General features: G+C 47.0%; 21 protein-coding genes. 9 read left to right on the plus strand and 12 right to left on the minus strand.

Features of this window, described 5'->3' with window-relative positions; all coding sequences use genetic code 11:
* The first annotated feature begins 18 nt into the window (after positions 1 to 18).
* The gene (locus tag G459_RS0107525) at positions 19 to 513 is read left to right on the plus strand and encodes a YkgJ family cysteine cluster protein (protein WP_157373291.1); all 495 of its coding nucleotides are present in this window, start codon (positions 19 to 21) and stop codon (positions 511 to 513) included.
* 45 nt (positions 514 to 558) lie between these two features.
* Entirely contained in the window at positions 559 to 1,491 is a 933-nt protein-coding gene (locus tag G459_RS0107530; protein WP_026967098.1) for an ROK family protein, read from the plus strand.
* On the opposite strand, the gene G459_RS0107535 is transcribed toward G459_RS0107530, so the two are convergent.
* Positions 1,472 to 1,858: a hypothetical protein gene (locus G459_RS0107535; RefSeq protein ID WP_035455425.1), complete on the minus strand. Its 387-nt coding sequence runs from the start codon at positions 1,856 to 1,858 to the stop codon at positions 1,472 to 1,474. The genes G459_RS0107530 and G459_RS0107535 overlap by 20 nt on opposite strands.
* Before the next feature lie 225 nt (positions 1,859 to 2,083).
* On the opposite strand from G459_RS0107535, the gene G459_RS0107540 reads away from it, so the two are divergent.
* From G459_RS0107540 to G459_RS0107565, 6 genes are all read left to right on the plus strand, one after another.
* Positions 2,084 to 2,578 (plus strand): hypothetical protein, encoded by a 495-nt coding sequence (locus G459_RS0107540; RefSeq protein WP_026967100.1) that lies wholly within the window; start codon positions 2,084 to 2,086, stop codon positions 2,576 to 2,578.
* Between the two features lie 9 nt (positions 2,579 to 2,587).
* Positions 2,588 to 4,483: a DNA topoisomerase IV subunit B gene (locus G459_RS0107545; RefSeq protein ID WP_026967101.1), complete on the plus strand. Its 1,896-nt coding sequence runs from the start codon at positions 2,588 to 2,590 to the stop codon at positions 4,481 to 4,483.
* 89 nt (positions 4,484 to 4,572) lie between these two features.
* Complete coding sequence (locus G459_RS0107550) at positions 4,573 to 5,202, plus strand: SatD family protein (protein WP_084454416.1); 630 nt, start codon at positions 4,573 to 4,575, stop codon at positions 5,200 to 5,202.
* Positions 5,186 to 5,509, plus strand: coding sequence for a hypothetical protein (locus G459_RS28900; protein WP_051315122.1), 324 nt, complete (start codon positions 5,186 to 5,188; stop codon positions 5,507 to 5,509). Before G459_RS0107550 ends, G459_RS28900 begins: the two co-directional genes overlap by 17 nt.
* Before the next feature lie 3 nt (positions 5,510 to 5,512).
* Complete coding sequence (locus G459_RS0107560) at positions 5,513 to 8,131, plus strand: DNA gyrase/topoisomerase IV subunit A (RefSeq protein ID WP_026967103.1); 2,619 nt, start codon at positions 5,513 to 5,515, stop codon at positions 8,129 to 8,131.
* A gap of 15 nt (positions 8,132 to 8,146) precedes the next feature.
* Positions 8,147 to 8,851 (plus strand): TrmH family RNA methyltransferase, encoded by a 705-nt coding sequence (locus tag G459_RS0107565; RefSeq protein ID WP_026967104.1) that lies wholly within the window; start codon positions 8,147 to 8,149, stop codon positions 8,849 to 8,851.
* Here the strand turns inward: G459_RS0107565 and G459_RS0107570 are convergent, their stop codons facing one another.
* The 3 genes from G459_RS0107570 to pckA form a co-directional block, all read right to left on the minus strand.
* A complete protein-coding gene (locus G459_RS0107570) occupies positions 8,852 to 9,454 on the minus strand; it encodes a hypothetical protein (protein WP_026967105.1) in 603 nt (200 codons plus the stop codon). It abuts the gene before it with no gap.
* 158 nt (positions 9,455 to 9,612) lie between these two features.
* On the minus strand, positions 9,613 to 10,056 hold the full coding sequence (locus G459_RS0107575; RefSeq protein ID WP_026967106.1) for a peptidylprolyl isomerase: 444 nt from the start codon (positions 10,054 to 10,056) through the stop codon (positions 9,613 to 9,615).
* 130 nt (positions 10,057 to 10,186) lie between these two features.
* The gene (gene pckA, locus G459_RS0107580) at positions 10,187 to 11,788 is read right to left on the minus strand and encodes a phosphoenolpyruvate carboxykinase (ATP) (protein WP_026967107.1); all 1,602 of its coding nucleotides are present in this window, start codon (positions 11,786 to 11,788) and stop codon (positions 10,187 to 10,189) included.
* Positions 11,789 to 12,069: 281 nt separating this feature from the next.
* On the opposite strand from pckA, the gene G459_RS0107585 reads away from it, so the two are divergent.
* Positions 12,070 to 13,632: a peptide MFS transporter gene (locus G459_RS0107585; protein WP_026967108.1), complete on the plus strand. Its 1,563-nt coding sequence runs from the start codon at positions 12,070 to 12,072 to the stop codon at positions 13,630 to 13,632.
* A gap of 532 nt (positions 13,633 to 14,164) precedes the next feature.
* Here G459_RS0107585 and G459_RS0107595 read toward each other — a convergent pair.
* The 8 genes from G459_RS0107595 to G459_RS0107630 form a co-directional block, all read right to left on the minus strand.
* Positions 14,165 to 15,628, minus strand: a complete 1,464-nt coding sequence (locus G459_RS0107595; RefSeq protein ID WP_026967109.1) for a hypothetical protein — start codon at positions 15,626 to 15,628, stop codon at positions 14,165 to 14,167.
* Positions 15,629 to 15,635: 7 nt separating this feature from the next.
* On the minus strand, positions 15,636 to 18,521 hold the full coding sequence (locus tag G459_RS0107600) for a TonB-dependent receptor (RefSeq protein ID WP_026967110.1): 2,886 nt from the start codon (positions 18,519 to 18,521) through the stop codon (positions 15,636 to 15,638).
* A gap of 324 nt (positions 18,522 to 18,845) precedes the next feature.
* Complete coding sequence (gene gldC, locus G459_RS0107605) at positions 18,846 to 19,187, minus strand: gliding motility protein GldC (protein ID WP_026967111.1); 342 nt, start codon at positions 19,185 to 19,187, stop codon at positions 18,846 to 18,848.
* A 161-nt stretch (positions 19,188 to 19,348) separates the two neighbouring features.
* Positions 19,349 to 20,008 carry a CoA transferase subunit B gene (locus G459_RS0107610; protein WP_026967112.1) on the minus strand — a complete coding sequence of 220 codons (660 nt, stop codon included), beginning with the start codon at positions 20,006 to 20,008 and terminating at the stop codon, positions 19,349 to 19,351.
* 5 nt (positions 20,009 to 20,013) lie between these two features.
* Positions 20,014 to 20,709, minus strand: coding sequence for a CoA transferase subunit A (locus G459_RS0107615; protein WP_026967113.1), 696 nt, complete (start codon positions 20,707 to 20,709; stop codon positions 20,014 to 20,016).
* A 13-nt stretch (positions 20,710 to 20,722) separates the two neighbouring features.
* Positions 20,723 to 21,646, minus strand: a complete 924-nt coding sequence (locus G459_RS0107620) for a bifunctional riboflavin kinase/FAD synthetase (protein WP_026967114.1) — start codon at positions 21,644 to 21,646, stop codon at positions 20,723 to 20,725.
* Complete coding sequence (gene truB, locus G459_RS0107625) at positions 21,633 to 22,316, minus strand: tRNA pseudouridine(55) synthase TruB (protein WP_026967115.1); 684 nt, start codon at positions 22,314 to 22,316, stop codon at positions 21,633 to 21,635. The genes G459_RS0107620 and truB overlap by 14 nt, the downstream gene beginning before the upstream one ends.
* A gap of 48 nt (positions 22,317 to 22,364) precedes the next feature.
* Positions 22,365 to 22,574: a DUF3098 domain-containing protein gene (locus G459_RS0107630; RefSeq protein WP_026967116.1), complete on the minus strand. Its 210-nt coding sequence runs from the start codon at positions 22,572 to 22,574 to the stop codon at positions 22,365 to 22,367.

Genomic DNA, 22,574 nt, shown 5'->3' on the forward strand with positions numbered 1-22,574 from the left:
CTCCAACAGTTTGTAAAATTGAAAATTGACCTCGTTAAGTTTTCCGGAGAAAGCAAGTCGGATTTTCCGGCTAACAAGAAGCTCCGGGAAAAGCTCAAGAAGACCAAGCCAAAAGACCTGGATGCTCACTTTCATGAGCAACACCAGGAGGTCTTTGCTGCTATTGATTGCTTAGACTGTGCCAATTGCTGTAAGACGACCAGCCCGATTTTTATCCAGACCGATATCGACCGGCTGTCAAAAACTTTTCGAATGAAGAGCAGTGCGTTCATTGACGAGTACCTATTTCGGGATTCTGATGGGGACTATGTCTTGAAGTTTGCACCTTGTCCGTTTTTAGGTGCTGACAATAAATGCCTTGTCTATGAAGACCGCCCCAAGGCGTGTCGTGAATATCCGCACACGGATCGAAAAAATATGCTCGGTATTCTCGACTTGTCGCTGAAAAACACACTGGTCTGTCCAGCGGTTCTCAAAATATTTTATGAGATCGGCAAGCAATATAGGAAGTAATGCATTTCTTTTGCTTTTTTGGCAATCAAACCTATAAATAACACTATGAGCAAGCAGGATTCTCTTTTTCTGGGAGTGGATGTTGGAGGCACTCACCTGAAGATTGGACTGGTAGACAGGGAAGGGAAAATGTTGGACTTCCAAAAAGAAGATACGACACCCTATAGAGATCATCCTGACGGATTTGGCAAGTGCTTCATCGAAGGACTTGGAAAATACCTCAAAAAATATCCGGAAGTAGACAAGGTAGGAATTGGCCTACCCGGAATGATTACAAAAGATCGGGCGACACCATTGGAAATCCCCGCGATTCCCGATTTAAATGGCTTTCCATTGAAAGCTGGCCTGCTGGAGGCGTATCCTGACCATGAGTTTTACATGGAAAATGACGCCGCCGCAGCCGCCATCGGGGAGTTTTACTTTGGAAAAGGAGACGTAGCTGAAAACTTCCTTTTCATTACCATGGGCACCGGTATCGGAAGCGCAATGGTTTTGGAAGGTCAGGTGTTCAAAGGTTCACGTGGGAACGCCCTGGAGATGGGACACATGCTCTCCCGTGGAAACGCCGGGCTGGAAAACTTAGTCGGACGAAACGGAATCCTGAGAATCATGGCAAATCTGGTCGCCGCTTATCCTGAAAAGGCCGGCGAACTGGTCGGAAAAGAATTGGGCACGCATTTGCTGGTCGACACTGCCAAAGCTGGCAACGAGGTTTCCTTGATGGTTTTCAAAGAAGTTGCGGAAATCCTCAGTGAAGCGATCGTCTCAGCGGTCAGGATTCTGGACGTGACGGATGTCTATTTCGGTGGTGGAATCTCCGCCGGATTGGAATTCATGATGCCGACGATCGAGTACAACACACGGAAATACCTCACACCTTATTACGTGAAAGATCTGAAGTTGAAAAAGGCCACACTGGAAAACAATGCAGGTACTCTCGGTGCGGCAGCCTTGTGCTTTATGGGTTCAGGGTTGTAATAGTCACTTCAGAAACTTTACTAATCGCATTCATTCGAAAAAGGACCCTGAGGGGTTCTTTTTTGCTTTCCACCCCTTCACAATCTCCGCTTGGTTCGATGAAATAAAAGAAAAAGCTTTGGCTTTTGTCCACCAGTTCGACCCGATCCGGCCGTCCGAGTGTCTTGATCAGTGCCTGATTGTCTGCTCCCAAAAAGTTGTTTTTCGCTGCTTTGAAAGCTTCAATCTCATTCATTCTCAGTCCCTTGCAGCCGTCCCGGTCGGATTTCCAGTTGTCGAGATTTACCTCGCCGACGCTTACCGGCCCACTGCAGGAGGTTAGCCAGCCGATTGCTGCCAATGAAAAAAAGAAACTGAACTGTCGCATGGTCATCAAATTTGAATGCAAAGATGGGTTCAAAAATCGAAGCTTTTACAAAAATGAGGAAGTGGAATAAATTTCGGATTCCGAGAGAGGAGTCAGTCCATTGAATTTCATCTCGTTGAAAATACTCCGAAACAAGCTGTCGGATTTATCGCCGGACAGATCGGTTCCGGATCTCTTTTGGTTAAACCAAATCGGTTATATTAGCACGTTCAATCACTCAATCACATGTATTACAGGTTTGGAAAAGTATTCTACTTCACGAGTATTCTATTTTTCATTTTCTTTCTATTGTACTTCTATTCATCTCTGGCAGAGACCGTTGGTCTGAGCATCGATGAGACCGGAACGATCGCCAAACTTGTGGAAAAAGGGACATTCTTTTACGGAATGATTATCGTTTTTCTGTTTCTGAACGTCGTCACCTTATTTACTCCGAAGTCTTTAGAGACGAAATCCAACAAGAAATTACATCAGATCTTCCCGATCGGGGACCCTTTTCGGGATTACCTGCTGGCGTGGTTCTATTCCTTTGGCGGTCTCATCAACCTCAGTTTGGCACTTTTGGTATTTTTTGTCCATTCGATCAACAACCAGGAAGTGATCGCAACCAGTCAGTTTAGCTTTTTCTTTTATCTGATGCCAGCGCTGCTGGTCTTATGGGCCGTCGGATTAGTTGTCCTGTTGATGGGGAAGTTCAAACAAGTTCAAAAAGGAGCGTAATCGAGTACTATGGCAGAACCAGTTAAGTATACAGAAGACAGCATCAAGTCCCTGGATTGGAGAGAGCATATCCGCCTCCGTCCCGGGATGTACATCGGTAAGTTGGGAGACGGTAGCGCGCAGGATGATGGGATCTATGTCTTGGTCAAAGAAATCCTTGACAACTCGATCGATGAGCACATGATGGGTCACGGCAAGACTATCGAGGTGAAGATCTCTGAGCACAAGGTGGAAATCCGGGACTTTGGACGCGGTATTCCCTTGGGAAAAGTCATAGACTGTGTCTCCAAGATTAACACCGGAGGAAAATACGATTCCGGAGCGTTTCAAAAGTCAGTAGGACTCAACGGGGTCGGAACCAAGGCCGTCAATGCATTGTCGGACTATTTTAAGGTGCAGTCGTTTCGGGAAGGAGAAACCAAGATGGCGGAATTTGACAAAGGCATTCTGATTAACGATTCACCCATTGGGAAATCCTCCGAGCGGAATGGTACCAGGATCAGCTTTTCCCCCGACGCCTCGATTTTTAAGAATTATCACTTTATTCCAGAGTATCTCGAAAATCAAATCTGGAACTACGCCTACCTGAATGCCGGTCTGACGATCAATTTTAATGGAAAGAAGTTTTTCTCTGACAAGGGACTTTACGACTTGCTTTCCAACAAGGTCGACGAGGAAAGCATCCGCTATCCAATTATCCACATCAAAGGCAATGACATTGAAGTAGCCATCACGCACTCGGGTTCCTATGGCGAGGAATACTATTCCTTTGTCAACGGACAATATACCACTCAGGGAGGAACGCACTTGGCGGCTTTCCGTGAGGCGATTGTGAAGACCATCCGAGAGTTTTACAAGAAGGACTTTGACGCTTCGGATGTGCGTCAGTCGGTAGTAGCAGCGATAGCGGTACGGGTCCAAGAGCCTGTTTTTGAATCCCAGACCAAGACAAAGTTGGGTTCGCAAAGTGTCGGACCGGATGGACCCACGCTCCGGACTTTTGTCAATGACTTCATCAAGACGGAACTGGACAACTACCTGCACAAAAATCCCGCGACAGCTGATGCGTTGCTAAAGCGGATTTTGCAGTCGGAGCGTGAAAGAAAAGAGATCTCAGGGATCAAGAAATTGGCAAATGACCGCGCCAAAAAAGCAAATCTCCACAACAAAAAGTTGAGAGATTGTCGCGTTCACTACGATGATCCCAAAGCAAACGAAGATCTCAAAAACAACTCGATGCTGTTCATCACCGAAGGTGATTCAGCTTCTGGATCGATCACCAAATCACGTGATGTGCAGACTCAGGCTGTATTTTCACTTCGGGGAAAGCCGCTCAACTGCTTTGGGATGACCAAGAAAGTGGTGTACGAAAATGAGGAATTTAACCTCCTCCAGCATGCACTGAATATCGAAGACGGCGTCGAAAGTCTGCGCTATCGGAAGATCGTAATCGCGACTGATGCGGATGTGGATGGAATGCACATCCGGCTGCTCATCATGACTTACTTCTTGCAGTTTTTTCCCGATTTGGTGAAAAACGGACACCTGTTTATTCTTGACACGCCACTCTTTCGGGTCAGAAATAAAAAGGAGACGATCTATTGCTATTCGGATGAAGAGCGCCAGCGGGCTATTCACAAGCTTGGAAGTAAACCTGAAATCACCCGATTCAAAGGGTTGGGAGAGATTTCACCAGAGGAATTTGGAGGGTTTATCGGCGAAGATATCCGACTGGAACCGATCATCTTGAATAAGGAAACCAAGATTTCGGACCTGTTGACTTTCTACATGGGTAAAAATACCCCTGATCGACAGAACTTTATTATAGCAAATCTGAAGATTGAGAAGGATCTGGCTTTGGAAGATCCTAAGAAAGCCGAAGAAGAGGAAAACGAAGCAGCTTGATTTTGCATGGAAAATGCAAATCATATTGTTTTTGCATTAAAAATGCAAATAATGGTATATTTGTATATATTTAGCAAAATTTCTGACAGATGAGGAACTGGATTCTAATGGGGGACATTGTTGGTAGCAGTGATGCCGACCAATTTATTCTCCAGCAAAATTTTGCCAAGCTGGTCAAGAAAGTTAACGAGGATTATCCATCGAGCTTTGAATCTCCGCTCACGATTACCTTAGGAGATGAATTTCAAGGAATTGTGCGATCAGAGAAAGATGCCGCTGAGGTGGTGATTGCGCTAGAGGAGTATCGCTGGGACTTGGAAATAGAGATTCTGATCAGGTATAGTTTAGGTTTGGGAGAGATTTCGACCCCGATTAATCCCCAAATAGCCTATGGCATGTTGGGACCGGGGCTTTCGGAAGTCCGGGAGGCACTCACCGAGATGAAAGAGGGAGAGGACAGGATGATGATCTCGGGAGAGCTGGACACCAAGATGCAAATGAAACTTGCCATGAATATTTTCCTCGAAAAGCAGGAAGAATGGAAGTGGAAGGATCGGGAGATCATCAGCGGCTATTTCCACTATCGAGATTATAAGAAAGTGGCTGAAGTAATGGGGAAGGACGTTTCGTTGATCTGGCGGAGATTTAAGTCCCTTGGCTTTGAGTCGTATCTTAAAAGAAAAAAACTGGTTAGATTGATCTATGCCGCAAACGATTAGTTTTTTGGTATTTTATGTGATTTCTGAATTGATCGCTTTTTTCGTGTTTCGACGGGTGAGGAAACATTTCCTGGGCCAATATGGCTCGACCCGCCCCATGTGGAACGGAATAATTGAGCGTTTCTTTTTATATCTCTGCATATTGACAGAAATCTATCATGGCTTTACGCTCTTTGGAGCCCTGAAAATCGGCACAAGGATTAAAGCAGACGAGAACAAAGTTTCAAATGATTATTTCCTGATTGGGAACATGATTTCGGTAAGCATGGTCTTGCTGACCACTTACCTCTATCAAAACTGGACTTAGTAAATGAGTGACGAAAATAAGATAGCAGACGGTGCGGACGAAAGTCTCCACACCTCGGTTCCGGTGACCGGAATGTACAAGGATTGGTTCTTGGATTATGCATCGTATGTGATTTTGGAGCGTGCTGTGCCTGCCATTGAGGATGGTTTGAAGCCTGTACAGCGCCGGATCATGCATGCGATGAAGGAGATGGACGACGGCAGGTTCAACAAAGTCGCCAATATCATCGGTCAGTCCATGCAGTACCATCCGCACGGGGACCGGTCTATCGGAGATGCGATCGTCAATCTAGGTCAAAAAGAGCTGCTCATCGAAACGCAGGGAAACTGGGGAGACGTGAGGACAGGCGACGGAGCTGCTGCCGCCCGATACATCGAGGCACGCTTGTCCAAGTTTGCGCTTGAAGTTGTTTTCAACCCTCAGACGACCGAATGGCAGCTTTCCTACGATGGGAGAAAGCGTGAACCGGTGACTCTTCCTGTCAAATTCCCGCTTTTGCTGGCGCAGGGAGTGGAAGGGATTGCGGTCGGACTTTCCACCAAGATTCTCCCGCACAACTTTATCGAGCTGATCGATGCCTCCATTGAGATCTTGAAAGGCAACAAATCCAACGTACTTCCTGACTTTATCACAGGTGGCTTGGCTGACTTTTCTGAGTACAACGAAGGGTATCGAGGCAGCAAAGTGAAAGTTCGGGCCCGAATTGAAGAAGAAGATAGTAAGACGCTTGTTATCAAGGAAATACCATACGGAGTTACGACCGACACCTTGATTGATTCGATCTTGAAAGCCAATGAAAAAGGTAAGATCAAGATCAAAAAAGTCGTTGACAATACGGCCAAAGATGTCGAAATCCAGATCCAGCTGACTCCTGGAGTTTCGCCGGATGTGACCATTGATGCGCTGTATGCTTTCACTGACTGCGAAGTTTCAATTTCGCCGAATGCCTGCGTGATTATAGAGGATAAGCCGGTTTTCCTGACTGTCAACCAGATCCTCGAATACAATACAAAGCAAACCAAGGAACTCCTTCGCAGAGAGCTGGAGATCCGCAAAGCGGAGTTGATGGAGAAATTGCTTTTCTCCTCACTCGAAAAAATATTCATAGAAAATCGGATCTACCGCGACATCGAAGAGTGTACGACTTGGGATGGGGTACTGGAAGCAATCGACAAGGGACTCGATCCCTACAAGCCGGATTTCTATCGCGAAATCACCCAAGAGGATCTGATCCGTCTCACCGAAATCAAGATCAAGCGAATCTCCAAATTTGACGCGTTTAAGGCCGATGAATTGATGAGACGTCTACAGGAAGAGCTTAAGGAGGTCAATTACAACCTGAAGCATCTGACGGAGTATTCGATCAAATACTATCAAAATCTACTGGACAAGTACAGCAAAGGCCGTGAGAGAAAGACCGAAATCCGCGCTCTTGATACGATCGAAGCGACCGTGGTCGCGGCCAACAATGCCAAACTCTATGTAAACAGGGCGGATGGCTTTGTGGGCTATGGCTTGAAAAAGGACGAGTTTATCTGTGATTGCTCGGATCTGGACGATGTGATCGCGATCCGTCGTGATGGGAAGTTTGTGGTGACTCGGATTCAGGAGAAGGCTTTCATGGGGAAAGATATCCTCTACGTCGGCATATTCCGAAAGAACGACGATCGCATGACCTACAATCTGATTTATCTCGATGGCACCTCGGGAAGGTCAATGGTGAAGCGATTCCAGGTCGGCGGGATCACCCGCGACAAGGAATACGACCTGACCAAAGGTACCAAAGGAACCAAAGTAACCTACCTGACGCACAACCCTAATGCAGAAGCCGAGACGGTGACGATCTATCTGACTCAGGGAGCGAAAGCCAGGGTCAAGGTTTTTGATTTTGATTTTGCTGACATTGAGATCAAAGGACGCGCGGCAGGGGGAAATATCCTGACCAAATATCCTGTGCGTAAGATACAGTTCAAGATGGAGGGTAAGTCCACATTGGGCGGATTGAACATCTACTATGATCAGGTAGTCGGCCGCCTGAACACAGATCAACGAGGGAGACACATCGGAAACTTCCTGGGCGACGACAAGATCTTGGTTTGCTACAAAAACGGAGACTACGAACTGACCAGTTTTGAACTGACCAATCGCTACGAGCCCGCTGATGTGGTTCTGATCGAGAAGTTTGACATCAAAAAGATCGTCTCAGCCATCTACCATGACGGAGCGACGAAGACTTACTTCGTGAAGCGGTTCCTGATCGAGACGACCACAGTCAACAAACGCTTTAACTTCATCTCGGACCATAAGCAGTCTAGTCTGAAGATCGTTTCGACCGCGGGTCAGCCGCAGGTTTCGGTGACTTTGATCAAAGGGCCAGTCGAAGAAGTGATGGAGTACGATCTCGATATGCTTATCGACGTCAAAGGTTGGAAAGCCATTGGCAATAAGCTGAGCACATATCCGGTTAAGGAAATTTCCCTTTTGCAATCTGAGAAAGTGGCTGAAGCAGAACCTGCTGAGGAGACCTCGGAGGAAGCCGATTCGGATCAAGAGCTGGATGTGGGGACTACTATTGACTTGACTCCAAAGAAAGACGACGAAGATCAACTGGGGCTATTCTGATAGCCCCTTTTTGCAATGAGCGAAGAGGAAGACACATTCGACCAGGGCCTGCTGGACTATCTCGGCCAGTACATTACCCCACATAAGAAATCTGTGATGGAGCGGGTTCTTGCAAAGCGGACACGGCACCTTACGGTAGTACTGGAGGATATTTTTAAGCCGCACAACGCCAGCGCCGTCATCCGGACCTGCGACTGTTTTGGCCTTCAGGACATCCACGTGATCGAGAAGACCGACCAATACAAAGTCAATCCTTATGTCACTCGCGGAGCGTCCCAATGGGTGGATTTGCATAAATACTACCAGGAAGGCAGCAGTTCGGTAGATACCTGCTTTGATTCCCTGCGGGAAAAAGGCTACAAAATCTACGGAACCAGTCCAAGTGCTGACGGGATTTCTATCTATGATTTACAGCCTGAGGAAAAACTGGCTTTGGTGTTTGGAAACGAGCACGAGGGAATATCCGGGGAAGTCAAATCCAAAGCCGATGGACTGGTACATATTCCAATGCTGGGCTTTACCGACAGTTTTAATATTTCCGTCTCAGCTTCGGTCTTTCTCTTTGATCTGGTGAGAAAAGCCGAGAAAATGGGCATCGAGAATTTCCATCTTTCCGAATCTGAGAAACAAGAGCTGAGAATGAAATGGTACCGGGCCATTGTCAAAAACTCGGATATCCACGAGAAGGTGTATCGAAAAAGCCTGACAGACGCAGGTTGATTAATTCTTTTTGAACAAGTTCGAAAAGGGCTTTTTTTGCTGACTCTTAGAGGCGTTTTTAGCCTTTTGGCGTTGTTTCTGCCGACGTTTTTGTTCTTTGCTTTTCACCAATACTGATCGGGCCGAAATCCCCACCTGGCCTCTGAAAAATTCCTCCCGTCCGCTAATATTGATGTTGGGCTTGTAGTCGAGGGAGATCACAGCATTCGCCAGTGTCAACTCGATTCCGGCGATCAGATCTACTCCAAATGTGCTGTTGCCATACGTATGGATGATTTCTTTCGTTCCGGGATTCTTCACAAAGCTTTCTTCGCTGCCAAAGGCAACACCGCCACCCAGATAATAGTTGAACCGTTTGGAAATGATCGGCCGGTGCCTTTCGGCGAGCAAAGAAAAAGTTGAATTCCGGTTAAAATCTGATTGGATGATTCCTTCCAGGGTGACTCGTTCTGTCAACCGTTGCTGCACGGTCACACCAAGTGTTCTGTTCAGATCGGAATTCCCAAACCGAAGTCCAAGTGCAGTGCCGTATCGCTGCGAAAAAGCCTGGAATGGAAGCTGGAGACAAAGAAGAAGCAGAATGGAAAGAAAGGATTTTGCCATGGTGAAGAGGTTCGGACGTTCCATTGGCAATTTCCATTCCAACCTAAAACCGCCTGGCAGCCGCTGGAGAATATGGTACTCATGGCCGAGTCCTGTCTGGACTCCTCTAAAACAGAAAATCCCTCAAAAGAGGGACTTTCTGTTTCGGGCTATTGTGATTAAGCTTCTGTTTCGCTGATGACAATCTTTTCGATCTTGTCGCCTGCCTTTATCGTGTCGATGACGTCCAAACCTTCTACGACCTTGCCAAAGCAAGTATGGTTTCTGTCCAAGTGCGCCGTGTTGGTACGGCTGTGGCAGATGAAAAACTGTGATCCGCCGGTATTTCTTCCGGCATGAGCCATCGAAAGAACGCCTCTGTCGTGATACTGATTTTCGCCATCCAGCTCACATTTGATCTTGTAGCCAGGTCCTCCAGCGCCATTGCCGATCGGGCAACCGCCTTGGATGACAAAGTTTGGAATCACACGATGGAAGGTGAGGCCATCGTAGAAACCTTTGTTGGAGAGGTCAATAAAGTTTTGAACAGCGAGAGGAGCGTCCTTTTCATAGAACTCTACCTTCATCGTTCCTTTTTCGGTAATAATTTCTGCTGTTTTCATCAGTTTAAAATTTCTGTTTTGTCCGACCCTTAGGTCAAAAGAATTTTGAATGGCAAAAATAGGATTTCCAGTTGGTACTTTGGTAATAAAAAAGACAAGGAGAACATGGTTCTCCTTGCCTTATTTCAGATTACCGCAATGGTGCCCCTTTGAGGATATTTTCATCCGCAAACTCCTTGAATTTTTCGAAATTAGTGATGAAAGCATTGGCCAGTTCGTTCGCGGTTCGATCGTAGTCTTCTGCATTTTTCCACGTATTTCTTGGGTTTAAAACTTCAAAAGGCACATTGGGGCAAATCTCCGGCACGCTGAATCCAAATATCGGGTCCTTCCTGAATGGAGCATACTCCAAACTCCCTTCCAACGCCGCTTTGATCATCGCCCGAGTGTGTGAAAGCTTCATCCTGGAGCCAGTTCCATAGGCTCCTCCAGTCCAACCTGTGTTGATCAGCCAGACATTCACTTCGTGTTTTTCCATCTTTTCGCCAAACAATTTGGCGTATTCTGTTGGATGGAGTGGAAGGAATGCCGCTCCGAAACATGCCGAAAATGTCAATTTAGGCTCAGTGACGCCCATTTCTGTACCAGCCACTTTTGCCGTATACCCCGAGATGAAGTGGTACATCGCCTGACTCTTGTTGAGCTTTGAGATAGGAGGAATCACTCCAAACGCATCTGCGGTCAGGAAGAAAATATTCTTTGGAATGCCTCCGATTGACGGAAGAACGGCATTTGGAATGTAATGAATCGGGTAGGCCGTGCGGGTATTTTCGGTGACTGATCTATTGGTAAAATCGATCTCCCGAGTTCCCGGCTTGAATCGGGTGTTTTCCACGATCGAACCAAATTTGATTGCATCAAATATTTCCGGCTCCTTTTCCCGCGTCAGATCCACCACTTTTGCGTAGCATCCCCCTTCAAAATTGAAAACGGAATCGCTCGTCCAGCCGTGTTCATCGTCTCCGATCAGCTGTCGGTCCGGATCTGCCGAGAGGGTGGTTTTCCCCGTACCAGATAATCCAAAGAAGATGGCTGTATCGCCGTCTTTTCCCTGGTTTGCAGAGCAATGCATGGAAAGGACGCCCTTCTCGTGGGGAAGAAGAAAATTCAAAACAGAGAAAATTCCCTTTTTCATCTCTCCTGCATAAGCAGTGCCTCCAATGAGAATCATCCTGCGGGACAGGTCCAAGATGGCAAAATTTGGGCTTTTGGTGCCATCTACCGCTGGATCCGCCTCGAAATCAGGCGCGCAGATGATCGTGAAATCGGACTGGAAAGATTTCAATTCGTCCTTGCTGGGCCGAAGAAACATGTTGTAGCAAAACAGGTTATGCCAAGCCAGCGTGTTGACGATCTTTAGCCTCATCTGATGGTTGGGATCTGCACCTGCAGATGCGTAGCGGACAAAGAGATCTTTGTCAGCAAGGTGATTTTTCATCTTGGCCAATAACTGGTCAAACTTCTCTTCGTCAAATGGGATATTGATCTCGCCCCACCAGACGGCGTCGGCCGTTTTCGCATCTCTCACGATATACCGATCCTGAGGAGAGCGACCGGTGAACTTACCGGTGTCCGCTACCAAGGCGCCGTTCGAAGAGAGAAATCCCTCTTTTCTGCGCAGGGCATGCTCGATCAATTCGGCGGGAGAGAGGTTGGAGAAGACTTTTCCGCTTGTGTCTGTATGTGGTTGCGGATAGGAGGGAAGGGTGGGGGTCAGAACTAGGTCCTGCATAACTATTTGGGTTTACAATTCTGGTTATTGTTGCCCCAAAATTAGGGAGAATATTCAAATTCAAAATAAAAAATCATCGAATTTTGGCTTTTCAATCGATTACGAAGAAAAATCAGAATAATATTTGACTTCTGTCAGGTTTCTGCCTTTGGATCAAAAAAATATAGATTTTTAACCCTTGGAAAGCTTGGTTTCTAGGAGGCATGGGTGTAAAATTTTTTAAACAAGAGCCAAAAAAGTTTATCATTGCAGTTCTGTTTCTTACCCTTAAAAATTGATTCTTGGAAAAACAACTTAACTCTGAATTTACCGGGCCAACCGCTTTCGGCCATCCGAAAGGGCTGATGACTTTGTTTTTCACAGAAATGTGGGAGCGTTTTAGCTACTATGGGATGCGGGCATTGCTGATCCTTTTTATGACCAAAGCCATTATCGACGGGGGGTTGGGATTTGATGACAAGACGGCTGGAGCGGTCTACGGACTTTACACCATGGGGGTTTATCTCTTGGCTCTGCCGGGCGGCTGGCTTGCGGATCGCCTTTTCGGCTTGAAGAAATCCGTCTGGTATGGCGGTATCATCATCGCGCTGGGCCACTTTATGATGGCTTTGCCCGGTATCGACTCTTGGATCAATGGAGCATCTGCTGCGAAAGACTCCTTGAGTTTCCTGGATACGACTTCGTTTTTCCTCGGATTGATCCTGATCGTAATGGGAACAGGATTATTGAAGCCCAACATCAGTTCGATCGTAGGTCAACTTTATCCAGCCGGCAGTTCCAAACGGGACGCAGGTTTCTCTATCTTCTACATGGGTATCAACTTGGGTGGATTTATCGCTCCGATAGCCTGCAGCACCGTCGCCGAGTTTGACATGCACCTGGGTTTCGGCCTTGCCGGATTGGGGATGGTCTTGGGTCTGATCCAATACCGACTCACTGCCGGCTCACTTGACGGATATGGAGAACCGCCCGTCGTGGTCACCCCGCAAGAGATTGCGTCTAGAAACAAACTGCGGTCCGTCTCGTCAGTGATCGGGCTAGTCGGCGCGGTAATCATCGCGATACTGTTCACTGGCGTGATTTCAATTGACGCTTCAGCGATTGCCGGAGCATCGGGGACTGTGATTGTAATTGTTGCTTTTGGTTATTTGGGATATGTGATCCTATTCGGAGGATTGGTCAACTCTGACAAGAAGAAGGTCGGAGCAATTGCGATCCTTTTTATATTCTCGGCGATGTTTTGGTCGGGATTTGAGCAGGCTGGATCGACACTGAACCTCTTCGCAGAGCGATTTACCGACCGGACGATCTTTGGATGGGAGATCCCAACTGGCTATTTCCAGTCCATCAATTCCCTCTTTATCATCATTTTTGCTCCAGTTTTCGCGGCTCTATGGGTCTGGCTGGGAAGAATCCATCTGGAGCCCAGCTCTCCATTGAAATTCACGTTCGGACTGTTGTTGCTTGGGCTTGGCTTTTTTGTGATGTACTTCGCGACCAAGATAGCCGCCTCAGGCGAGCTGGCAGCTCCAAGCTGGCTGATTATTACCTATATGCTCCACACCTTTGGCGAATTGAGCCTGTCGCCGGTTGGGCTCTCCGTTACAACCAAATTGGCACCGAAGGGATATGCAGGACAAATGATGGGGATTTGGTTTTTGTCCGTGGCCCTCGGAAATCTTTTTGCCGGAATCATTGCCGGAGAGGCGAGCGGTGGAACAGAGGAAGGCCTCGCCGCAATGCCGGACCAGTTTATGATGATCGTCTATACGGTGGTTGGATCGGCAGTGGTGCTCTTCTTGCTGAAGCCGGTACTCAAGAAGATGATGGGGGATGTGAACTGATTGATGTTGTTACCATCCTGGTAAAACCTGTCCTTTTGGACAGGTTTTTTTTTGCGTGTTCTGAAGTTTACTCATTCATTAATTTGATTTTTTCCTGAGCTGGCTCTTTTCTGATCCTGCGCCTGATTTCCGTATGCTAGTTTCGCTTATCAATCATTCAAAAAAACGGCAAACTATCATGAACAAAGAACTCGTCTTCCTCAGAACATTCGCAATAAGTACTGCTTTAGTTCTCTCCTTTTTGTTTTTTGGGTCTTTCAAGGGCGACAATTCCCAGCGGATGGAAACCCTAGATGTCTAGTAGATCAATGTGGTCGAAAATGACGGTACAGTCAAAGTGATCGTTACCAACGCGGGATTTAGCGGTTATTTTTCTTAAAAAATCTAGCGAAAAGTTGACGACCAGTCAAAGTGCCACCGCAGCCTTTCTTGATTGGATGGAGGAATAAGCTGGAAGGTTTTCTCCAAAATCATGAAAAAAGCCGCTTGACGGATCAAGCGGCTTGGATTATTTGGGTTATTATAATCGAAGTTATTGTACCGGAAGATCATTTCCCGGGATAGCATTTGGATTGATCAAGGGAATATTGGATCCCCATTTGGCATTGATGGCATTGATAAATTCATTGGCAATGAAGCCATGAGCACGGCCATTTGGATGGACTCCATCGACAGAGAATCCACCGTTTGGAGGGACGATAGAAGCTGTAAGCGCAGCACCGCCAAAATTAACCCCGCCTTGAAGAACTTGGCTCAAAAACGAATTGATATCCACCAAAACCAATCGCTGTGTGTTTGCTGTGACCGCAGTAGCTATCACACCGTTAAACGTGGTGATTTTGGCTTGAATTTCAGTTTGCTCGGCAGGAATTAGAACGAAAGCATCTTCCACCGGATAGCTTACGCCTCTTACCTGTTGAGGATTTCCTCCCACAGGCCGACCGAGTGCCTGTGACAGAGTTAGCGTTGCCTTATCGGTTGATTTACTTTGCCTGATTGATGGAAGTCCAAACTGAGTCAGATCAGTCAAGCTTTCGTCTGACATCAGAAATCCATTTTGTCCAGCTGCAAAACTTACAGTGCGAAGGGTTTTCTCAGCTTCGGTGATCAATCCCATCCCTTGCAACTGGGCCAAGCCTCCGTTGTAAGCAGCAAATCCTTGATTGACAGCACCGGCGGTAGCTGCATCCAGGGGAAGCGCATTCCAAGGAACCAGGTTAAAGTAGGGAAGAACATTCAAGTTTGGAATATTGGCGACAGCACCTTTAGCATCGGGATTGGCCTGAAGCATCGCACCCAAAGCTGCGCCGAACCTTTGACCGAAATCCGCATCTGAAGTGAGAATGGCAGGGTTGGAGGCTCCGCTGATCGCATAGCCTAAGACATCACTGCTTCCCAACCAGAATGAGAAGAAAGTTCCGCTTGTCCCCAAGGCTTGCGTAGCATCTCCAATGGGAGAAGAAACTCCGGGATTTGAAGCAAACCTCGCGTAGTAGGTATTGTATGCTGGATTTTGAGGAACATTTGGGCCGCCAGTTTGGGGAACCAATGCCAGTAAAAGTGACATATTTGGTACTGAAAAATTGTTCAGATCAGCTTTGTTTCCTGCAAAGGCTGTTGGCAATTCTCCTGGACCGATCGGAGCTGGAGCAGTGGATCCGCCTGTGGTTTTCAGGATCAATCTTCCCAAAATTGTATTATTTGGGCCCATGGCATAAAAGCCATTTACTGAATTGATCGATGGCTGATTAAAGCTCCCTCCATTGATCAGTTTCATCTGCTCAGATAGATGAACTGCGAATGAATTGCCTTGCCCTCTGTCGTATAATGCACCGTCCATAAATCCGGCTGCAATTCCGTCACCGATTGTGACCATTTTGGTGAAATCAGCCTCACCTGAGGTTGGTTCCTGGATATCTTCTACCGGAAAATCATAGGTACAAGATGCTGTGAATCCCAGAACTGGTATGACTATATATTTTAGAATGTTTTTCATGGGTGAATTAATTTAGCAACTCATCAAAGGTGATGGAGATATAATAAATCGCTCCAATCGTCGGACCTCCAAAATTATAGATGTACCTGTTATTGAGGATATTGGAGCCTCCCAGCTTGAGGATTGACTTGATGGAGCTGACTTTGTAACTCAACTGGGCATCAAAATTGGAAACTGCCGGTACATCTCCTCTGGCAAATGAGGATTCCCATCTAAACTCAGTCTGATATCTCCAAGCGACATTAAAGCCCAAATTTTTGGTAAGCCTTCTGTTACCAAAAACGATATTTCCCTTATGCTCCGGCGTATTGAAGTCATTGAGAAAACCTTCAGCAGGGGATGAAAGCAGCTTATTGTAATTGTAATTTCCTGAAAGGGTGTAGCTCTTCACCAAGTTAAAAGTAATTCCAAAAGCAGCGCCATGTGCTTTCACTGAACCTCCGGTAAAATTGGTGTAGGTCTGGAAGGTGTTTTCACTTCCGGGAGTTGTAATCGGAGTCAAAAGCGTAGGGGCATTGACTGCGTTGATCGCCAATTGGTCACCATTTGCAGGATTCGGATAGACGGGTCCAGGAGCCTTCCTTACCGCGTTCTGAGTGATGAAATTGTTGTAGATGTTGTAGTAATAGGCAAAGTCGATCATTATTTTGTTGTTGTTCAACAAACTCTTATACCCGACCTCAATTGATTTTACCTGTTCTGGACCTAACTCTGGAAAATCCTCTGCCGTCGCCGGCTGCAGCAGTGCGGTCGCTTCCGGGGCCACAGGGCTCGTACCTGATCCTACTTTTGCCACATATTGCTCCACCGACGCCATGGTGAAGGCATTGGTGAAGATGTCATATTTCTCCCGGTAATAAGGCAGGCCTCCAATCAATCGTGCTGAAACTACATTGAGATCGATATGCTGTCCCTGAGTAGTTGGCATACGGAAACCAGTCTGGTAAGAAAGTCTGATGTTATGGTTTTTTTGGGTCAAAACCCCTGAAATTCTTGGACTTAGCTGGCCTTCAAAATTTTCATTTTTGTCATATCTCAAGCTTCCGGAAATCTTCAATTTGTCATTCCAGACTTTTTTTCCTGCCTGTACAAACGCTCCGTACTCCGAAATCGTGATCTCATTTCCTTCCACATCTGCGAAAATTGTACCGTTGGATCTCAACTCATAAACCCGGTATTGACCACCCACCTGTAGATCCATAAAGTCGATTTCTTCCCGGAAATCATATTGACCTTCAGCCATGTACATCCGTGATTTATCATTGAAAAGTGAGCCCTCAGGGATAAACTTGCTTCGGACTTCTTTTGAGGCGTTTTCAAATTCAAGCGAACCTGGTTCATAGCGACCCTGCTCAGCAATTCCTCTGGCTGCTCCATGAGCATTTGCCTGTTGATCAGTTGTTCCTGGTGCTCCGGGTGCCACTCCCTGCTGAGCCAAAGCTCCCATGTAGCCGAGTGCATATTCTACAAACCAGGTTGAATTATCTTTCCACATGGAGTTGATGTTCACACCGGTCAAATCTGCAATGAAGGATTCCCCGGAGTTTTCTCGGGTGGTGTAGCCTCTGAGGAAGTAATTGGAGCCTCTCAGTTCAAGCTTGTGTTGAGTGATTTCGAAGTTTTTTAGAGAGTATCGCTGAGCGCCGGTATAGACCGAAGTTCCTGCACCATAGTTTAGGGTATAAGAAAGCTCAGATCGGTCACTTATCCTGTAATGGAGCGCACCGTTTACCTTATAGTTTTTGGCGCCGTAATCCACCAAGTATCTTTCGTCATAGCCAGTTCTGGACACGATCTGGTCTGGAATGCTGCCCAGATATCCGCCGATTCCCAGAGATTGGGCTATTTGTTGGACCGCTCCAACATTTCGTAGCAAGCCGATGTTATTGGATACTTCATCACCAAAGACATGGACTTTGTTTGCTCCCGGATTGAATGGTAAATCTCCCTGGGTGGAAGCGGCGAGATCAGTCTGGTCTGTACCGTACCAATCTTCCGCCTGCATAAATGAACCGTTGATCTTGAAGGCCCATTTGTTGTTAAATGCCTTAGCAAAACGGATTGACCCTTCGTACATCGGCTGGGGACTGGTTGGCTCGCCGGCCGTTCCACCGAAGTGATTGAATCCCTGCTTGTAAAAAGCGCTCAAACCTTGGTATTCAAAGGGACTTTTGCTGTTGACTAATAGGATACCATTGAAGGCATTGGGACCATAGAGTGCCGAAGCAGCTCCTGGAATGAACTCCACACTTTCTACATCCAGTTCAGAGGGTCCATTTAGATTTCCGATAGGGAAATTCAATGCTGGTGCCTGAGTATCCATACCGTCTGTGAGCTGGACAAAGCGGGTATTTCCTGTAGAATTAAATCCTCTGGCATTTATAATTTGAAAGTTGATGGAAGAAGAGGTTACGTCAACACCTTTGAGATTGGCGATAGCCTTATAATAGGTGTCCGAAGGAGTATCTCTAATGGCCAGTATGTCCATTTTTTCAATTGAGACTGGGGACTGCAAAATGCTTTCCTCAACTCTCGAGGCAGAAACGACCACTTCCTGACCAAGCATGGTTTGTTCAGCCAGTTCTACTTTCAAATTTGAGGTGTTTGCCTCGGAAATTTCTATTTCAAAAGGAGTATACCCCACCATGGAAAATACCAACGTAAATGGCGGTTGCTGCGCTACGTTGAGAGAAAACCCACCTTCCAGATCCGTGATCGTACCGATTACTTTTCCCTTCACGATGATGTTGACGCCCACTAGGGTCTCCTGGGTTTCCTTATCAGTGACGGTGCCAGATATGGTGGTCTGGGCGTACACTGCGGCAGTACCGAGGGAAACTACAAACATGAATGTGAGTAATGCCCTCCCGACTTGGGTTGTAAAATTTCGCATAGGCTAGTTTGTGTGTGGTTATTTGGGAGAAAGCTAAATGAGGTGATTAGCTGTTCAATTGATCGAAATTTATGCTAAAAACCGAATTAAAAATCTTTCGGTATTAAATAAACCAGTTGCTCGGGTTTTTGAAAAATTGCCCAAAAACGGAAACTGAGGGGCTTTTTAGAAAAATTTAGAATTTTTAAGGCGGAATATTAGAAATTCAGAACCTACCTTAACGTTTTATTGGAAATTCGAAAAATGAATTATTTTCTTTCTTCTCCGGACAAAAAAAAAGACGTACAATCCAGCACGTCTTTTTTAAGCATTTGACTAAAGAAATTAAGAGTTTCTCTTATTTTCTTCATTCACGTGCTTTACCAGTCGATCACAAAGTTCCTTCATTTCCTCGGAGAAATATTCATCACCCGTGCTGTTCAGCACCGTCTGGGCCATGCCGCCCAGGATATCGATGTAGAACCGCTTCATCTCGACCACAGACATCTCTTCTGTCCAAAGGTCAATCCGTAGCGTGGCGTGGTTTAGGTTGTCCCAGACATTGACGCTGATACTCTTTGTGGATTCCATGCCATGGGATTCCTTGTCAGAAGCATCCCATTGAATCGCTTTTGGGAGGTTATTTTCGTCCAGTTCGATCTGGAATTTGATGTCGGATTTTTTCATTTGTTTATAATTGTTTTTCAATGATCACCTAGCCTGTCTCGCATGTATTCCGACAGCTATCGGGGCATCCGGCGTGTGACGCTGGGAGCCATGCTCGATTTCATGGTGTAAATATTTATCGGGAAACCGGTGATTGCTTTTGCAAGTTCCCCACGGTCGGATTAATCGAAAGTCATCTCAGGGATTTCTCCTTCGATAATAAGTTTGCCTGCGGTTTTAGACTGGATTTCTTCGACAGATACGCCGGGTGCTCTTTCCTTTAGTATGAAACCTCCTTCGGGAGCAACTTCCAATACAGCCAGATCAGAAACGATCTTCCGGACACAGTTTATTCCGGTGATCGGAAGACTGCACTCCGGCAGCAGCTTGGATTCCCCGTCTTTGGAGCAATGCTGCATCGCGACGATGATATTGTCAGCCGACGCTACTAAGTCCATCGCTCCGCCCATCCCTTTCACCATTTTGCCAGGAATTTTCCAGTTGGCGATGTCGCCGTTTTCAGAGACTTCCATCGCCCCAAGAATCGTCAGGTGTACATGTCCGCCGCGGATCATCGCAAAGGACTCAGCAGAGTTGAACAGCGCAGAGCCTGGAAGCATGGTAATTGTTTGCTTTCCCGCATTGATCAAATCCGGGTCGACGTTTTCCTCGGTAGGGAAGGGGCCGATACCCAAAAGTCCATTCTCCGACTGCAAGACCACATCCAGATCCTTGGGAATGTAGTTAGCAACCAAAGTCGGGATTCCAATACCGAGATTGATATACTGTCCGGTCTTCACCTCTTTGGCGATTCGCTGTGCGATTTGTTCTTTGGTCAGCATGGGATCTAGCGGGTTACGGTTCGTTTCTCAATTCTTTTCTCGTAATCCTTTCCCTGGAAAATCCGCTGTACAAAGATTCCCGGCGTATGGACTTGGTTGGGATCCAGCTCACCGTCAGCGACCAATTCTTCCACTTCGGCAATGCAAATCTTGCCAGCCGTCGCCATGATCGGGTTAAAGTTTCTGGCCGTGCCCCGAAAAATCAAATTGCCGGAAGTGTCTCCTTTCCAAGCTTTCACAATGGAAAAGTCCGCCCGCAGCCAGCTCTCCATCAGGTATAGCTTTCCGTCAAACTCCCTAATTTCTTTTCCCTCAGCGACTTCTGTGCCAACTCCTGCGGGAGTGAAGAATGCCGGAATCCCTGCTCCTCCAGCTCTCACGCGCTCTGCAAGTGTCCCTTGGGGAATCAGGTCTACTTCCAACTCACCGCTTAGCAACTGTCTTTCAAATTCGGCATTTTCACCCACGTAGCTGGAGATCATCTTTTTGACCATCCGCTTTTGGAGTAGCAGGCCGATGCCGAAGTCATCTACACCGGCGTTGTTGGATACGATCGTGAGGCCTTTGATGTCCTTTTCCAGCAAAGCTTGGATGCAGTTTTCGGGGATGCCGCTGAGGCCAAATCCTCCCATCATCAGCATGCAGTCGCTGGGAATATCGGCGACGGCTTCCTGTGCATTTTTCACAGTCTTGTTTATCATGGACTATTTGGGTTTAAAGTAAAGATCTGGCGGTCTTCTGATCCTGAAACAGTTGATTCTTCAGCGCTTCCAGGCTGTCAAATTTACGCTCTTCTCTGAGGAATTCATGAAAGTAAACCGTGATCTGCTTGTCGTAGAGATCGCCTTGGAAATCAAACAAATTGGCTTCCACCGTTTTCTTGGTTCCATCTACCGTCGGGCGGTTGCCGATATTCAGCATCGCCTTGTACAGAGTGCCGTCCACGGAAGCTTCTACTGCGTAAACGCCGTCCTTCGGGATTAGTTTGTAATCGTTTGGAATATGGATGTTGGCGGTGGGGAATCCGATCGAGCGGCCGATCTGCTGACCTTTGATTACCAAGCCGTTCAGTTCATAAGGTCTCCCCAGGCAACTTTCAGCGGTTTTGACGTCTCCGGATTCGAGCGCTCTCCGGATTTTGGTGCTCGAGACAGCAATCTCTTCCACGTCTTGCCGCGAGATCTCCTCCAGATCAAACCCAAAATCCGAGCTGTTGGCTTTCAGGTATTCGAAGCTCCCTTCGCGGTTTTTCCCAAAGCGGTGATCGTAGCCAATCACCAGTTTCTTGGTTTGGATGGCATCGATGAGGACTTTCGCGATAAATTCGGCGGAGCTTATCTGAGAAAACTCCTGGGTAAAAGGAATCGTGATCAGATGATCAATCCCAAACTGACGAAGGAGCTTGGTCTTCTCTTCGAAAGTGCTGAGCAGTCTCAGGTTATGCTCGTTGGGATACAGTACCAGTCTCGGATGTGGCCAAAAAGTGATCAGGACCGTTTCTCCTTGGATTGACCGGGCGATTTCCCGGATTCGCGTCAGGATTTTTTGATGCCCCAAGTGAACTCCGTCAAAAGTTCCAGAGGTCACCACCGCGTTCTTTACCGGAGTAAAGCCCTCCAGTCCTTCATAGATTTTCATGAGGTCTGGCTTTGATTTCTTCGATCAACGAGGTCAATTCGTGGGCATCCGAAAGCAGAAAATTTCCGATTCGGGTTCTGCAAAGCGATTTCATATAAGCCCCCGTTCCCAGCAGTTCACCAAGATCTCGGGCAAGGCTTCTGATGTAAGTTCCTTTGGAACAAGAAATCCGAAAATCTATCTCATCTCCCTGAAACCGCGTGATTTCGAATTCACGAACCTGCGTAGGCCGTGCTTCCATCTGTACTTCGATCCCTTTTCTGGCCGATTCGTAGACGCGCTTTCCATCGACTTTGATGGCGGAGTGCATCGGAGGGACTTGAAGAATATCTCCGGTCAGTTGTGCCGCCGCTTTCAGTACGTCGTCGAGCTGGATGTGTGACGGATCAGCGACAGGGATGACGGGCTTTTCGAGATCAAAGGACTCGGTCGTCGCGCCGATCACAAATGTGCCGGTGTATTCCTTTTCCTGACCCATGTAGGTTTCAATCTGCTTGGTCTGCTTTCCCGCGCAAACAATCAATAGACCCGTAGCCAAAGGATCAAGGGTGCCGGCATGGCCGACCTTTTTGATACGAAGGGCATTTCTTACTTTTTTGACCACGTCAAATGAAGTCCATTCCCGTGGCTTGTCGATCAGAAATACTTCTCCGTAAGCTTCTTGCTGCATGTTTTTAAGTTAGGCAACCCTGCTTAACAGAGCTGAATGATACTGGTCTTAGCTTTTCTCTGCTTTGGCAAAGATCGCGTAAAACTCAAAGATAAAACCGGCCAGCGTCACGATCGGCCCAACCGTCAAGCCGAGCACTCCATTGCCGTGAGGCGCGCCGTCAAGACCGATGATGATGAATCCCAGGACAATGAGCCCAAGCCCAACCAGCATCAACTGGTAGTTCTTTTTGGCAAAAGGAAAAGGTGAGTTGCTCAT

The sequence above is a fragment of the Algoriphagus terrigena DSM 22685 genome, assembly GCF_000429445.1.
Classification (GTDB): Bacteria; Bacteroidota; Bacteroidia; order Cytophagales; family Cyclobacteriaceae; genus Algoriphagus; species Algoriphagus terrigena.